Origin of the sequence: Vibrio sp. B172a (genome assembly GCF_030248355.1) — a bacterium.
GTDB classification, from domain to species: Bacteria; Pseudomonadota; Gammaproteobacteria; order Enterobacterales; family Vibrionaceae; genus Vibrio; species Vibrio owensii.
The window spans coordinates 1-13,486 of the sequence record NZ_JAHGAC010000022.1; the positions used below are offsets into that span (position 1 = coordinate 1).

At 45.1% G+C, this 13,486-nt stretch carries 14 protein-coding genes; 6 read left to right on the forward strand and 8 right to left on the reverse strand.

The genetic code is table 11. The features are described 5' to 3' along the window. Nucleotides 1-91 precede the first annotated feature (91 nt). Together KIT90_RS18760 and KIT90_RS18765 are read right to left on the reverse strand one after the other, a co-directional pair. Nucleotides 92-358, reverse strand: coding sequence for a hypothetical protein (locus tag KIT90_RS18760; RefSeq protein ID WP_005435281.1), 267 nt, complete (start codon nt 356-358; stop codon nt 92-94). 13 nt (nt 359-371) lie between these two features. Then, nucleotides 372-992: a LysE family translocator gene (locus tag KIT90_RS18765; RefSeq protein ID WP_033005057.1), complete on the reverse strand. Its 621-nt coding sequence runs from the start codon at nt 990-992 to the stop codon at nt 372-374. 753 nt (nt 993-1,745) lie between these two features. Between KIT90_RS18765 and KIT90_RS18770 the strand changes: the two genes are divergently transcribed. From KIT90_RS18770 to phaC, 4 genes are all read left to right on the forward strand, one after another. Continuing rightward, nucleotides 1,746-2,486, forward strand: a complete 741-nt coding sequence (locus tag KIT90_RS18770; RefSeq protein WP_005435287.1) for an SDR family oxidoreductase — start codon at nt 1,746-1,748, stop codon at nt 2,484-2,486. An 11-nt stretch (nt 2,487-2,497) separates the two neighbouring features. After that, entirely contained in the window at nt 2,498-3,706 is a 1,209-nt protein-coding gene (locus tag KIT90_RS18775; protein WP_285378298.1) for an acetyl-CoA C-acetyltransferase, read from the forward strand. Nucleotides 3,707-3,750: 44 nt separating this feature from the next. Beyond that, nucleotides 3,751-4,098 (forward strand): phasin family protein, encoded by a 348-nt coding sequence (locus KIT90_RS18780; RefSeq protein ID WP_005435289.1) that lies wholly within the window; start codon nt 3,751-3,753, stop codon nt 4,096-4,098. A gap of 66 nt (nt 4,099-4,164) precedes the next feature. Further along, the gene (phaC, locus tag KIT90_RS18785) at nt 4,165-5,940 is read left to right on the forward strand and encodes a class I poly(R)-hydroxyalkanoic acid synthase (protein WP_285377997.1); all 1,776 of its coding nucleotides are present in this window, start codon (nt 4,165-4,167) and stop codon (nt 5,938-5,940) included. Nucleotides 5,941-6,218: 278 nt separating this feature from the next. On the opposite strand, the gene KIT90_RS18790 is transcribed toward phaC, so the two are convergent. The 6 genes from KIT90_RS18790 to napF all read right to left on the reverse strand — a co-directional run bounded on the left by KIT90_RS18790 (nt 6,219) and on the right by napF (nt 10,831). After that, nucleotides 6,219-6,353 carry a TIGR02808 family protein gene (locus KIT90_RS18790; protein WP_009704753.1) on the reverse strand — a complete coding sequence of 45 codons (135 nt, stop codon included), beginning with the start codon at nt 6,351-6,353 and terminating at the stop codon, nt 6,219-6,221. Between the two features lie 15 nt (nt 6,354-6,368). Continuing rightward, entirely contained in the window at nt 6,369-6,947 is a 579-nt protein-coding gene (locus KIT90_RS18795) for a NapC/NirT family cytochrome c (protein WP_005435291.1), read from the reverse strand. 28 nt (nt 6,948-6,975) lie between these two features. Next, on the reverse strand, nt 6,976-7,431 hold the full coding sequence (locus tag KIT90_RS18800; RefSeq protein WP_033005082.1) for a nitrate reductase cytochrome c-type subunit: 456 nt from the start codon (nt 7,429-7,431) through the stop codon (nt 6,976-6,978). A gap of 76 nt (nt 7,432-7,507) precedes the next feature. Beyond that, nucleotides 7,508-9,997: a periplasmic nitrate reductase subunit alpha gene (napA, locus tag KIT90_RS18805; RefSeq protein ID WP_009704751.1), complete on the reverse strand. Its 2,490-nt coding sequence runs from the start codon at nt 9,995-9,997 to the stop codon at nt 7,508-7,510. After that, the gene (locus tag KIT90_RS18810; protein WP_005433349.1) at nt 9,994-10,302 is read right to left on the reverse strand and encodes a chaperone NapD; all 309 of its coding nucleotides are present in this window, start codon (nt 10,300-10,302) and stop codon (nt 9,994-9,996) included. Before KIT90_RS18810 ends, napA begins: the two co-directional genes overlap by 4 nt. A gap of 43 nt (nt 10,303-10,345) precedes the next feature. Further along, nucleotides 10,346-10,831 carry a ferredoxin-type protein NapF gene (gene napF, locus KIT90_RS18815; RefSeq protein WP_009704750.1) on the reverse strand — a complete coding sequence of 162 codons (486 nt, stop codon included), beginning with the start codon at nt 10,829-10,831 and terminating at the stop codon, nt 10,346-10,348. A gap of 246 nt (nt 10,832-11,077) precedes the next feature. Here napF and narQ point away from each other — a divergent pair, with 246 nt between their 5' ends. After that, nucleotides 11,078-12,814, forward strand: coding sequence for a nitrate/nitrite two-component system sensor histidine kinase NarQ (gene narQ / locus KIT90_RS18820; RefSeq protein WP_285378000.1), 1,737 nt, complete (start codon nt 11,078-11,080; stop codon nt 12,812-12,814). After that, the gene (locus KIT90_RS18825) at nt 12,801-13,433 is read left to right on the forward strand and encodes a response regulator (RefSeq protein WP_009704748.1); all 633 of its coding nucleotides are present in this window, start codon (nt 12,801-12,803) and stop codon (nt 13,431-13,433) included. Before narQ ends, KIT90_RS18825 begins: the two co-directional genes overlap by 14 nt. Nucleotides 13,434-13,486 lie beyond the last annotated feature (53 nt).

The following is a 13,486-nucleotide window of genomic DNA, read 5'->3' on the forward strand; positions in this document are numbered from 1 at the left end:
AATTTGAGTGGCGCTTTTTTATCTAGAGAAACGAGAAACGAGAAACGAGAAACGAGAAACGAGAAACGAAATAGAAGATAGAAGAGGGAGGTTATTTCACTCGCATCAAGCGATGTTTGACTGCACCTAAATCAAACTCAATGATTTGCGAACGCTTCATTGATTCAACTTTGGTAAGCATCGCCTCTTTATACCCTTTCTTTTTCATCCATTGTAATGGCTCAGAAAAACTGTCTTCATTGACCACATAAGACTCGCCTTTATGTTCACCCGCATAGACGTTGACAACCCACACTCGGGCCTGAAAATCCAACACTTCACCAATAGATTGCTTGAGCTTGTTTAAAATGTTCTTCATAACTTAGGCTTTTCTAACTCATTAATAGCCATACACCCACACCCATCATCAAGGTGCCAGCGATTCGGTTCATTAAGCGTACGTTTTTTGATTGCCCCAGTAAACGCTTCAATCCTTTGCCGCCTGTTGCGTAAAGAGACATACAAATGAACTCGAACATCAAAATAATAGAAACCAGTATGACAAGCTGAGGTGCAAGAGCAGCACTCTGATCGATAAAAGGAGGCAGAAGAGAAATCATAAACGCCCAGCCCTTCGGGTTCGCGATAGCGGTAACAAAGCCCTGCAAGACCAAATCCCAGTTGCCGCTGGTAGGGACATCAACGTTCTCAACATTGATCGCGAGTTTGCCTCTTGAGCGCCACATTTCGATACCCAAGTAGAGTAGGTAACCACCACCAATCAATTTAAGTGCGGTAAATAACCAAGGGTAGTTAAGCATAATGGCTGCGATACCGAGTACTGCTGCGACAGAAACGAGAGCAACACCAACTAATTCGCCTGCCATCATCCATAGGGTTCGTCGATATCCGACACTCATCCCTAGTGTTAGAGCAAGCGTCATGCACATCCCAGGCGTAATAGAGACAAAAAAGAAGGTGGGGATGAACATGGTTAACAAGGCTGTATTCATGAATATTGATGATTGTATAAGTAAACAACTAGGCCACAAAGATAGTGCAAAAGGAGAAGAGATGCCACCTCTAAACAATCTTGAATGCGCCAGTATAGAGTTAACATTCAATTATTTAATAAAACTTAAATAGTAATTAAATGCATGCGACATATTAGTGCGACATTGCACCAAAGAATGACATTTATAAATAAATGTGGCTGATTGGAATTAAGCTTAAAAGAATGTTTACTTGATATTTAATATTTTTCCAATAAACAAATTTATCACCAAGTGAGGTTTGTTTTAATAAATTAAATACTCAATAAAATGCTAACCAAATGATATATTTCATATTTATTAGTAAGTCGGTTAGAAGTATTGCTCCAATGATTTAATCGCAATTTATTACTTGATTGAAGAAGGATGATCTTAAACTCTTAGTCAATGTAACGCACATAAAAATGCGTTCAACTTACTGAATAAGCAGCGTTTTTTAAATTTAATAATGATATTGTAGTTAAGGTTTTTTCTTTTAAAACATGACCTTATGTTAAGTTAACGTTTTTATAACATTTCATTGCGAGTGAGATCTAAATCAATCTTATGCAAATGAATGAGTTTTTTATTTGAAATGTAATATTTCTAGGTTAACTTAAAATAAAAGGCAGCAGAGGATTTGTTGCCACAAGAATAAATTAACACGTCAGTTGGCGATACATTTCGCCAGTGTCTTAATTCGCTTTTTTAATGCCGTTAAGAATGGAGTCTTCAATGAAGAAAGTCGCTTTGATCACTGGATCAAAAGGCGGAATTGGTTCTGCTATTTCCTCTCAATTAGTGAATGATGGTTATCGAGTAATAGCTACTTATTATACTGGTAATTATGAATGTGCTTTGGAATGGTTTAATGAAAAAGGGTTTACGAAAGATCAGGTACGCCTTTTTGAATTGGATGTAACCAATACAGCGCAATGTGCTGAAAAATTAGCACTTTTGCTTGAGGAAGAAGGAACCGTTGATGTCGTGATCAACAATGCAGGTATCACACGTGATGGCGTGTTTAAAAAGATGACTGCACAAGCTTGGAACGATGTAATCAACACCAACCTCAACAGCTTATTCAATGTCACACAGCCTTTATTCGCAACGATGTGCGAAAAGGGTGGTGGTCGTATCATTAACATCTCTTCTGTAAATGGCCTTAAAGGTCAGTTCGGTCAAGCAAACTACTCAGCGGCTAAGGCTGGCATGATTGGTTTCTCTAAAGCATTGGCATACGAAGGTGCTCGTTCTGGTGTAACCGTGAACGTGATTGCTCCGGGATACACAGGCACGCCAATGGTTGAACAGATGAAGCCGGAAGTGCTTGAGTCTATTACCAACCAAATTCCAATGAAGCGTTTAGCTACGCCTGAAGAAATTGCAGCATCAGTAAGCTTCTTAGTGAGTGATGCCGGCGCGTACATCACTGGCGAGACATTGTCAGTGAATGGCGGCCTATACATGAGCTAAGGAGTGGGATGATGGAAAAAGTATTTATCGTTGCAGCGAAACGCACACCTATTGGTGCGTTTGGCGGAAGCTTAAAAAACACATCAGCAGGCGATCTAGCTGCGGTTGCGATCAAAGGTGCTCTTGAGGCCGCATCACTATCTGGCGAGAAAGTTGATGAGGTTATCGTTGGTAACGTGATTGCTGCAGGGCAAGGCATGGGGGTTGGGCGTCAAGCGGCATTGTTTGCTGGCATTCCAGAGTCTGTCCCTGCATACGGCGTCAACATGGTTTGCGGCAGTGGTATGAAAACCGTCATGGATGGCGTTTCTCATATTCGCAGTGGCGACGCAGAAATCGTTGTGGCCGCTGGTGTAGAAGTGATGTCACAAATCCCGTTCATTGTGCCTAGCGTTGTACGTGATGGTAATAAGATGGGCAACATGGAGTTGAAAGATCTCCTCATAGCTGACGGTTTGACGGACGTTTACAACCAATACCACATGGGCGTAACCGCAGAAAATGTGGCTAAGGAAGTGGGCTTATCGCGTCAACAACAAGACGAATATGCACTTTCAAGCCAGCAGAAAGCCGTGGCTGCGATTGAAGCGGGCAAGTTCAAAGATGAAATTGTCCCAGTAGAAGTCAAGCAGCGCCGCGAAACTGTGGTATTTGATACAGATGAATACCCAAAAGCGAACGCAACGTTAGAAGGTTTGAGCAAGCTACGTTCTGCGTTTGACCGTGAAGGTACAGTAACCGCAGGTAACGCTTCAGGTATCAACGACGGTGCAAGTGCCATCATTTTAGCTTCAGAAAGCGCGGTTCAAGCGCATGGTCTGACGCCAATTGCTGAAGTGGTGAGTTACGCTCAATCCGGTTTGGATCCTAAGATTATGGGTCTTGGTCCTGTGGAATCAGTGAACAAGGCGCTGCAAAAAGCCGAGCTGAAAACCAGCGACATTGATGTTTATGAACTGAATGAAGCCTTTGCTGCGCAAGCACTAGGTGTGATTCATAAACTGGCAGAAACCAACCAAGTACCAGTGAGCTCAATTCAAGATAAAGCCAACTTTAATGGTGGTGCTATCGCATTGGGCCACCCACTCGGTGCATCGGGTAACCGCATTCTGGTTACGCTAGTACACGAACTTCACAAACAAGACGGTCAGTACGGTGTTGCTTCACTTTGTGTAGGCGGCGGTATGGGCACGGCTGTGGTTGTAAAAGCAGTTAAGTAGTTATTTAAACGGACATTTTTAATTCTTTCTCTAGGAGATAAACCATGTACACTGATTTCTTCAAAACTTTTAGCGATCAAACTGAAAAGAATCTAGAACCATACTTGAAGTTCAACAAGCTAGTGACAAAGAACGTGGAAGTTCTTACAGAGCTTCAACTGAACGCAATCCGCACTTACAGTGAAGTTGGCCTAAACCAAATGAAAGCAGCGTCTGAAATCAAAGACGTGACTTCTCTAACCGCTTTCAACAGCCAACAGCTGGCTGTTCTTACTAAGCTTTCTCAGCAAATGATGGACGACAGCAACAAGCTGCAATCTATCGCGAAAGAATTCAAAGAAGACGTTGAGCAAATGACTTCGGAAAACCTAAAGACTGTTACTCCTGCGTAATACGTCCGCTTATCGCCGCCCGAGATCTTGGGCGGCGTTGTTTTTTCCGAATACAGGAGTAAGACTATGTTTCAACACTTCTTTTCGGACTATCTTGTAAAGCTTCAGGAAACCAATCATCAGTGGTGGCATGATTTCGAAGTGAACAAGGCAGTCGTGAATTCTCCTTTGAATAAGGCCATGCAAGAAGTGAACTTCGAAGATACTGCCAAACTGTTCGAGCAAGCGGCAAACCAGCCAGCGGCGATTTTAAAGTTACAAGCCGAATGGTGGGAGCAACAGCTTCAAATATGGCAGAACGTGGCACTGGCGGGCAACCAAACACAAATCATCGAAGCAGAGAAGGGCGACAAGCGTTTCTCAAACGATGCTTGGCAACAAGAAGCCATGTACAGCTTCATCAAACAATCCTACTTATTGTTCAGCAAGACATACCTCGACACGCTTGATTCTATCGAAGGTCTTGATGAGAAGACGAAAGAGCGTATTACCTTCTTTTCTCGCCAAGCTATCAATGCACTCTCTCCATCTAACTTCATTGCGACTAACCCAGAACTGTTTAAACTCACTCTTGAGCAAAATGGTGAAAACCTGCTGACGGGGCTGGAAAAGCTTAAGGAAGATGTTGAGTCGAGTGCCGATATTCTCAAAGTGCGCATGACCAACAATAATGCCTTCCGTGTGGGGGATGATGTTGCGACAACGCCGGGTGACGTGGTTTTCCAAAACGAACTGTTTGAGTTGATTCAATATCGTCCTTTGACAGAAAAAGTGAATGCAACACCACTGCTGATCGTCCCGCCGTTTATCAATAAATACTACATCCTTGACCTAACGGCGAAGAACTCTATGGTTCGCTGGTTGCTAGAGCAAGGTCACAGCGTATTTATGATGTCTTGGCGCAATCCGGGTAAAGAGCAGGCTCACGTTGAGTTTGGCGATTACGTAACGGAAGGCGTAGCGAAAGCGGTCACGGCGATTGAGGACATCACGGGCCAAGAGCAGATCAACGCAGCGGGTTATTGCATCGGTGGTACGGTTCTGGCGAGCACGGTCGCTTACTATGCGGCGAAGCGTATGAAGAAGCGCATTAAGTCGGCAACCTTCTTTACCACGCTACTAGACTTCTCTCAGCCGGGTGAAGTAGGGGCGTACATCAACGATACCATCATCAGTGCAATTGAAACGCAAAACAACGCGAAAGGTTACATGGATGGTCGCTCTCTTAGCGTGACGTTCAGTTTGCTGCGTGAGAACAGCTTGTATTGGAACTACTACGTTGATAACTACCTCAAAGGCAACAGTCCTGTAGACTTCGACCTTCTTTACTGGAATAGCGATAGCACCAATGTGAGTGCAGCTTCCCACAACTTCTTATTGCGTGAACTCTATCTAGAGAACAAGCTTGTTCAAGACAAGGGCGTGAAGATCGGTGGCGTGTGGATCGACCTGAATAAGATTAAGATCCCAAGCTATTTTGTATCGACCAAAGAAGACCATATCGCATTGTGGCAAGGAACCTATCGTGGTGCACTCAATACTGGCGGCAACAAGACCTTTGTGTTGGGCGAGTCTGGTCATATCGCGGGCATTGTTAACCATCCTGCTAAAAACAAGTATGGCTACTGGTTGAACGACAACCTTGATGACTCTGCTGATGAATGGTTTAACAATGCCAACCATCAGGAAGGCTCTTGGTGGACGCATTGGCATCAATGGCTGTTACAATTCAACCCAGAAGAGCAAGTTGAGCCGTTCCCTGTGGGTTCAGAGCAGAATCCTGTGATTGAAGACGCTCCGGGTCAGTACGTAAGACAAGTATTGCCAATCAAAGAGTCCTAAGCTGCTCCTCACAGCAGTCTCATTTGGCGGCCTACCATGGTCGCCTTTTTTGTTTCTGGCGTACCTTAAGGAAGCTGAAGAGGCTTAGTGAAGGAGTGAAGCACGGAAGCTTGAGTTGTGGTAATGAGAGCTTGAGTCGGTGGGGGATTGAAAACAGAACTTCTTAGCTCGTTTTCAGCGCAATTGAATTGTCAGAACCACAAAGAAAAAACGCCAAGCAATTGCTTGGCGTTTTCCGTCAACAAAATAGGCAAAAATGTCGACTGCTTCGAGGCAGATTAAACCTCTTTATCCTTACCTAGTGAGAGTAGCCATAGAGAGACTGCTGCTACTCCGACAAAGCCGGAAAGAATAATGACTGGCATTGCACTGTACCCAAGGAAATGCCAGATAAAGGATTCAAGATTACTCATTGTCTTTGTTTCTCCTTATTGCCAGCCTTCAACGCCGTGCATGTCAGGCAGTTTGTGTGCGATACCTTTGTGACAGTCTACACACGTTTTCTCGCCTGAAGCCAGAGCGGTTGAGTGTTGTTCAGCGGCACGTTTACCCTGTTGAGAGTAATCCATGAAGTCGAACTCGTGACAGTTACGACACTCAAGTGAGTCGTTTTTCTTCATTCGTGCCCATTCGCGTTCTGCTAAGTGCTCACGACGTGCTTGGAACTTCTCCGGTGTGTCGATCGTCTTCGTTACGAAGTGCGCAAATAGCTCTTTAGATGCCTGAACTTTACGAACGATTTTATCTGTCCATTCGTGTGGTACGTGACAGTCTGAACAGATTGCACGAACACCAGAGCGGTTCGAGTAGTGAATCGTTTCTTGAATTTCAGCAACGATTGGAGCGTGACAGCCAGAACAGAACTCTTCTGTGTTGGTCGCTTCCATACCCGTGTTGAACGCGCCCCAAAATAGAAGACCACCAGTAAAGCCTAAGAATAAAACGATACCAGCGGCAGCTTTACTCGGGCTCGACAGTCTCTTCCAAAACGCTTTAAGTATTTTCATAAGTAACCTCTTAGTACTCGCGTTTCAATTACTGAAGCGAATCGACTGCCTTAAACTCGTTTTCCACTAGTGGAGTAGCACTTGTTTGTGGAACGTGACATTGCAAACAGAAGTAACGACGTGGCGACATATCTGCCAGTACCGCGTCTTCACGGTTAACGTAGTGCGTTACACTGATTTTGGTAGCGCCTGCGTCTTTAGCATTTTTCCAGCTGTGACATGCTAGACATTTGTTTGCGTTCAAAGACACTTCGTAGTTACGGATGCTATGTGGGATCAGTGGCGGCTGATATACAAAGCTGTCTGCAACGATTTGGTCTTTTGGAAAGTCTTTGAAATCATCTGCAGGACGCGTGTCTTCAAGTTGTGCAGTACCACGTAGCGAGTCTAGACCGCCTGTGCCACCTGGATTGTCCAGCTCAGCTTGTGCAACGCCTGTCAACAAAGCACCTACAGATAAAAGTGCGATAAGGTATTTTTTCATCATTTCATCTCCGCCTTATGGCTTAAATTCTTTTTAGGCCGCCGAGTTGACGGCCCTTGCATTCGTTATTTGACGGTTAAGCGACTTTGGTGATTTTGACTGGACACTTCTTAAAGTCTGTCTGTTTTGACAGTGGGTCAGTCGCATCAAGGATCAACTTGTTAATCAAAATACGGGCATCAAAGAACGGTACGAATACCAAGCCTTCAGGTGGACGGTTACGGCCGCGAGTTTCAACGCGAACGCGTACTTCACCACGTTTGTTTGCAATTAGAACTTCTTCACCGCGACGAACGTTACGTTTCTTCGCATCCGCAGGGTGCATGTAAACCACTGCGTCAGGAACCGCTTTGTAAAGCTCTGGTACACGACGAGTCATAGTACCTGTGTGCCAGTGCTCAAGAACACGGCCAGTACATAGCCATAGGTCAAACTCTTCGTTTGGCACTTCTGGTGGCGCTTCGTATGGTGCAGAGATGATTTTCGCTTTACCATCAGCATTGCCGTAGAAGTCCCAACCTGAACCAGCTTTCGCGTACGGGTCAGAGCCTTCTTTAAAGCGCCATTGTGTTTCTTTGCCATCAACAACCGGCCAACGTAGACCACGTACTGTGTGGTAAACATCGTATGGTGCTAAGTCGTGACCGTGACCACGACCAAACGTCGCGTACTCTTCGAACAAACCTTTCTGTACGTAGTAGCCGAAGTGGTGAGCGTCATCGTTCATCTCACGCGCTTCTTCGATAGGGAACTTGTCGACTTGACCGTTCTTGAACAGCATGTCGTACATTGTCTTACCGCGGTATTCTGGTGCTTTTGCAAGTAGCTCTTCTGGCCACACTTCTTCCATCTTGAAGCGTTTTGCAAATTCCATTACCTGCCATAGGTCAGACTTCGCATCGCCAATAGTCTCAACTTGTTGGTACCAAGCCTGAGTACGACGCTCTGCGTTACCGTAAGCACCTTCTTTCTCGATCCACATTGCTGTAGGAAGGATAAGGTCAGCTGCCTGTGCTGTTGCTGTTGGGTATGGGTCAGATACAACGATGAAGTTTTCTGGGTTACGGTAACCAGGAAGACGTTCAGTGTTGATGTTCGGACCTGCTTGCATGTTGTTGTTACATTGAACCCAGTAACAGTTCAGAACGCCGTCATGCAACATACGGTCTTGTAGTACTGCGTGGAAGCCAGGTTTTGGTGGAATAGTACCTTCTGGTAGTTTCCAGATGTCTTCTGCGATCTTACGGTGTTTAGGGTTAGCAACCACCATGTCTGCTGGTAGACGGTGAGCAAACGTACCAACCTCACGAGCCGTACCACACGCTGATGGCTGACCTGTTAGTGAGAACGGGCTGTTACCCGGAGTTGCAATCTTACCGGTTAGTAGGTGGATGTTGTAAACCAAGTTGTTCATCCATACACCGCGAGTATGTTGGTTCATACCCATCGTCCATAGAGACATTACTTTCGTGTTTGGATCCGCGTATTGCTTCGCAAGCTCAATCAGTTTTTCTTTCTCTACACCAGAGATTTCAGATGCTTTCTCTACTGTGTATGGTGCAACTGACTTCTTGTACTCTTCGAAAGAGATAGAAGTTAGCTTGCCAGAGTTCGGGTTCTTCGCTGCTTTTTGTAGTGGATCATCGTCACGTAGACCGTAACCGATGTCAGTGTCTGCTTGAGTGAAGTTCGTGTGCTTGTTCACGAAGTCCCAGTTTACTGCATCGTTTTCGATGATGTAGTTTGCGATGAAGTTAGCAATCGCAAGGTCAGACTGAGGATTGAAAATGTAGCCGTGGTCTGCCAACTCAAATGAACGGTGGTAGTAAGTAGAAAGCACGTTCACTTTAACGTGAGGGTGGCTTAGGCGACGGTCAGTAATACGAGTCCAAAGAACTGGGTGCATTTCTGCCATGTTTGAACCCCAAAGAACGAAGGCATCTGCGTTCTCGAAGTCATCGTAACAACCCATTGGCTCATCGATACCAAATGCACGCATGAAGCCGACTACTGCAGACGCCATACAGTGACGTGCGTTCGGGTCGATGTTGTTAGAACGGAAACCCGCCTTCATCATTTTAGCGGCAGCGTAACCTTCCATTACGGTCCATTGACCAGAACCAAACATACCGATGCTTGTTGGGCCTTTCTTCTCTAGAGACGCTTTCCATTTTTCAGCCATGATGTCGAAAGCTGCGTCCCAAGATACAGGAGTGAAGTCGCCGTCTTTGTTGTACTTGCCATCTTTCATTCGAAGAAGCGGCTGAGTCAGACGGTCTTGACCGTACATGATCTTAGAAAGGAAGTAACCTTTGATACAGTTTAGGCCTTTGTTTACTGGTGCTTCAGGGTCACCCTGAGTTGCTACCACTTTGCCGTTTTGTGTACCAACAAGAACAGAACAGCCTGTACCACAGAAACGACAAGGCGCTTTGTCCCATGTGATTTTAGTTTGATCAGAGCTTGCAATCAGATTGGTTGCAGAAGCCGGTAGTGTAATACCTGCGACAGCAGCAGCTGATGCAGCCGCGTTTGCTTTCACAAACGCACGTCTTGTCATTTTCATACTTCACCCTCGATTTGGGAATGTTGTGTTCCAGTGTCTTTTTCTTCCGTTTCTTCAAGCCCAGTTTCGATTTGGTGATAAACCAGTACTGTGCTCAAGACATTCGGTAAATTATTAATCGCATCGATAGTGTCGGTGATGAAACCTTGGTTCTCAGTTTCTAGCACCACCACGATTTTGCCTTCTGGGCTGTCACCGTAGATTTCCGCGTTTTCGTACGCTTCAATCTGGGTTTTGACCTCAGCCAGATGTTCAGGCAGAACATGGACTACCAGACTCGAAATGTGCACTTCGTTTAGTGACATACATCTCTCTCGTTTTATCGCCTTTCGCGCCGACCACTAACGGCTAGGCTGTTATATTGCTCACATTGATGGATGAAGTAGGGCACACTGAAACACAGGCGCCGCAGCCGTTACACTCATCAAGGTCTAAATTTGGTTGTGCTACTTTGCCAAGTTCTAACTTGAACTGGATTGCCATCGGGTCGCACATGTCCCCACAGCTTCGGCATTCGACATTTTGTTTTGCTAAACAGCTTTCGTTGATGCTTGCTTTTGCGTGCCATGGTTGTTCAGCTTCTGCTAAGAATAGCGGCTCTGGACAAGCTTCAGCGCACTGGTAACAAAACGTGCATTCATCAATCGAAAAATCGACCGCAGGAAATCCGCCGTCGCTTTTAGTTATAATCTTAGTTTCACAAGCCTCGATGCATTTACCGCAGCGAGTGCAATCGTCTGTGAATTGAGTCGGCTTAGCTAACCAAGGAAGACGTACCGAATTATCTGGCTGCGCTTTACGTGCAAAAAGTCTTCTTCTAGAAAGGTCTACCACTTAGTCACCTCGGAAATTGAAACCCAAACTAAGCATAGTCCACAATTTCATTAATAAACTGTCATTTAAGTACACGAAATTGTAGTTTTTGACATATATCTATAAATACCTCTTAGGGGGTAATTAGGACGCAATATTGTTTTGGATCAATAAATTCCGTCGCAGGTGATCACATATTGATAAAGTTGAAAGATAATACGTGTTGTATAAAGACAAACATGGTTATCAAATGAGCGGAGTTCAGAGTTGTTTAAAAATGTGAAAAAGTCAGTAACGCGCACGATTGCGTCTGCCATGATGTTGATTTTGCTTCTTTCTGTCGCAACCACTGGCTTTGCTATTTTCACTCTCGCGTCGAGCTTAAATGATGCAGAGGCCGTCAACGTTTCTGGCTCTATGCGAATGCAGAGCTATCGCTTAGCTCATGATATTCAAAGCGAATCTGTCGATTATTCTTCACATATTGATTTATTTGAGCAGTCCATTTATTCCCACTCGATGCTCGCACTGCAACATTGGTCGGTCCCAGAAGATATTACAAAAGATTACTATCGATTGATTCTTCGCTGGCACGAGCTGAAAACCGTATTAAAGAGCCAAGACAGAGATCAGTATTTGGTGTTAGTGGCTGGTTTTGTTCAACAAATTGACGGTTTCGTGTTTAAGCTACAGAACTATTCTGAACAAAAACTGATTAACTTAGCGTGGATTGGTGGATTAGGGCTCGGCGGGATCTTGTGCGTGAGCATGTTTGTTGTGCACTTTGTGAGGCTAGAAGTCGTAAGACCATTACGCGCACTAGTGTTTGCCAGTGAGCAGATCCAGAACCGTTCTTTTGACGTTTCGCTGAATGTGTCGAGTGACAATGAAATGGGCATTTTAACTCGAACTTTCAATCGGATGGCGACTGATTTAGGGAAGCTATATCGAGGGCTGGAGTTGGCGGTGGATGAGAAAACTCGCAAGCTTCAACATGCAAACCAAACACTCCAAGTGCTGTATGATTCATCAAAAGAGTTGACCGCTTCTCGTATTCATCAAGAAAATTTCCAAGCGATTTTACAACATATTGCAAGTTTGGAAGGAATTCGTGCTGTTAAGCTCGAAATTGATCAAATTGGGGAACCAAATTGGATTCTTACTGAAGGGGAAGAGTGTCGTCATGAGTGCGACAGTGAATGCCACAGTAAGCCACTCACTTTAGATGGCGAGCATCTTGGCTACTTGCACTGGAAAGTAGGGCTACCGTGTCCAAATGAATCTCTTATTGATAACTTTGTTCAAATCTTATCTCGTGCGGTATATTACAACCGAGCGCAACGACAAGCCGAACAATTATTGCTGATGGAAGAGCGTGCCACCATTGCTCGCGAGCTTCATGATTCATTGGCTCAAGCCTTGTCTTATCTGAAGATTCAAGTGTCGCTCTTAAAACGCAGTGTGAAGAACATTCCTGATGAGAAAGCGATCGCGCAAACTAATCAAGTGATTGCTGAATTAGATACCGGGCTTTCAGCGGCCTACACCCAGTTACGTGAATTGCTGACTACATTCCGTCTAACGATAAAAGAGGGCAGTTTTGGTCAGGCACTTCAAGAGATGGTTTCGACGCTAGACGATCAAACCGCGGCTGAAATCTCTCTCAATAACAAGCTCTCTTCAACAGAATTAGATGCGCACCAACAGGTACATCTACTACAGTTGATCAGAGAAGCGACAATTAATGCGATCAAGCACGCTCAAGCTAAAAATATTGATATTCAATGTCTTGATTCTGAAGGGACAGTCACAGTGACGGTCACCGATGATGGTATAGGCTTTGAGCAACAAGATGAAAAATTAAATCATTACGGTATGAGCATCATGCAAGAGCGTGCGGCAAGGTTGCACGCCGACCTCAGAATAGAGGCAGCGAAGAATAGTGGCTGTATCGTAAGACTAGAATTCCAACATAGTAAGGAAGTAAACATTGACAGTGTGTAAAGTAATGCTGGTGGATGATCACCCACTCATGAGACGTGGTATTCATCAGCTTCTCAGTTTCGAGCCAGAGTTTGAAGTGGTTGCAGAGGCGAGCAGCGGCGCAGATGCGGTTGCTAAAGCTCACGAACTAGAACTGGATTTGGTACTTCTTGATCTGAACATGAAGGGTATGTCGGGCTTAGATACATTGAAAGCGCTGCGCGCAGACGGTTGTGAAGCTCGTATCGTTATCCTAACGGTATCGGATAGCCCTGCGGACATCGAAGCGATCGTGCGAAGTGGTGCAGATGGTTACTTGTTGAAAGATACCGAGCCAGATGAGTTGGTTGAGTTGCTAAAACAAGCACACGAGGGTGACAAGGCATACAGCCAAGCCGTGGCTAAGTACCTGAACGAACGTGAAGGGCAAGAAGACGTGTTTGACACGCTTACTGACCGAGAAACGCAGATCTTGCAAGAGGTCGCACGTGGCTTCCGTAATAAGCAAATTGCAGATCGTTTGTTTATCTCTGAGTCAACGGTGAAAGTGCACATGAAGAGCCTGTTGAAAAAGCTCAAAGTGCCTTCTCGTACCGCCGCGACTGTGCTTTACCTAGAGCGTTTTGGCGAAATCAAATAACCGCTCAAAGCTAAACGCATCTTAAGCACAAAAAAACCGCCAATCACTGGCGG

Coding starts and splice junctions, on each gene's coding strand:
- KIT90_RS18760 (WP_005435281.1), bottom strand. CDS start 358: ATGAAGAACATTTTAAACAAGCTCAAGCAATCTATTGGTGAAGTGTTG.
- KIT90_RS18765 (WP_033005057.1), bottom strand. CDS start 992: ATGAATACAGCCTTGTTAACCATGTTCATCCCCACCTTCTTTTTTGTC.
- KIT90_RS18770 (WP_005435287.1), top strand. CDS start 1,746: ATGAAGAAAGTCGCTTTGATCACTGGATCAAAAGGCGGAATTGGTTCT.
- KIT90_RS18775 (WP_285378298.1), top strand. CDS start 2,498: ATGGAAAAAGTATTTATCGTTGCAGCGAAACGCACACCTATTGGTGCG.
- KIT90_RS18780 (WP_005435289.1), top strand. CDS start 3,751: ATGTACACTGATTTCTTCAAAACTTTTAGCGATCAAACTGAAAAGAAT.
- phaC (WP_285377997.1), top strand. CDS start 4,165: ATGTTTCAACACTTCTTTTCGGACTATCTTGTAAAGCTTCAGGAAACC.
- KIT90_RS18790 (WP_009704753.1), bottom strand. CDS start 6,353: ATGAGTAATCTTGAATCCTTTATCTGGCATTTCCTTGGGTACAGTGCA.
- KIT90_RS18795 (WP_005435291.1), bottom strand. CDS start 6,947: ATGAAAATACTTAAAGCGTTTTGGAAGAGACTGTCGAGCCCGAGTAAA.
- KIT90_RS18800 (WP_033005082.1), bottom strand. CDS start 7,431: ATGAAAAAATACCTTATCGCACTTTTATCTGTAGGTGCTTTGTTGACA.
- napA (WP_009704751.1), bottom strand. CDS start 9,997: ATGAAAATGACAAGACGTGCGTTTGTGAAAGCAAACGCGGCTGCATCA.
- KIT90_RS18810 (WP_005433349.1), bottom strand. CDS start 10,302: ATGTCACTAAACGAAGTGCACATTTCGAGTCTGGTAGTCCATGTTCTG.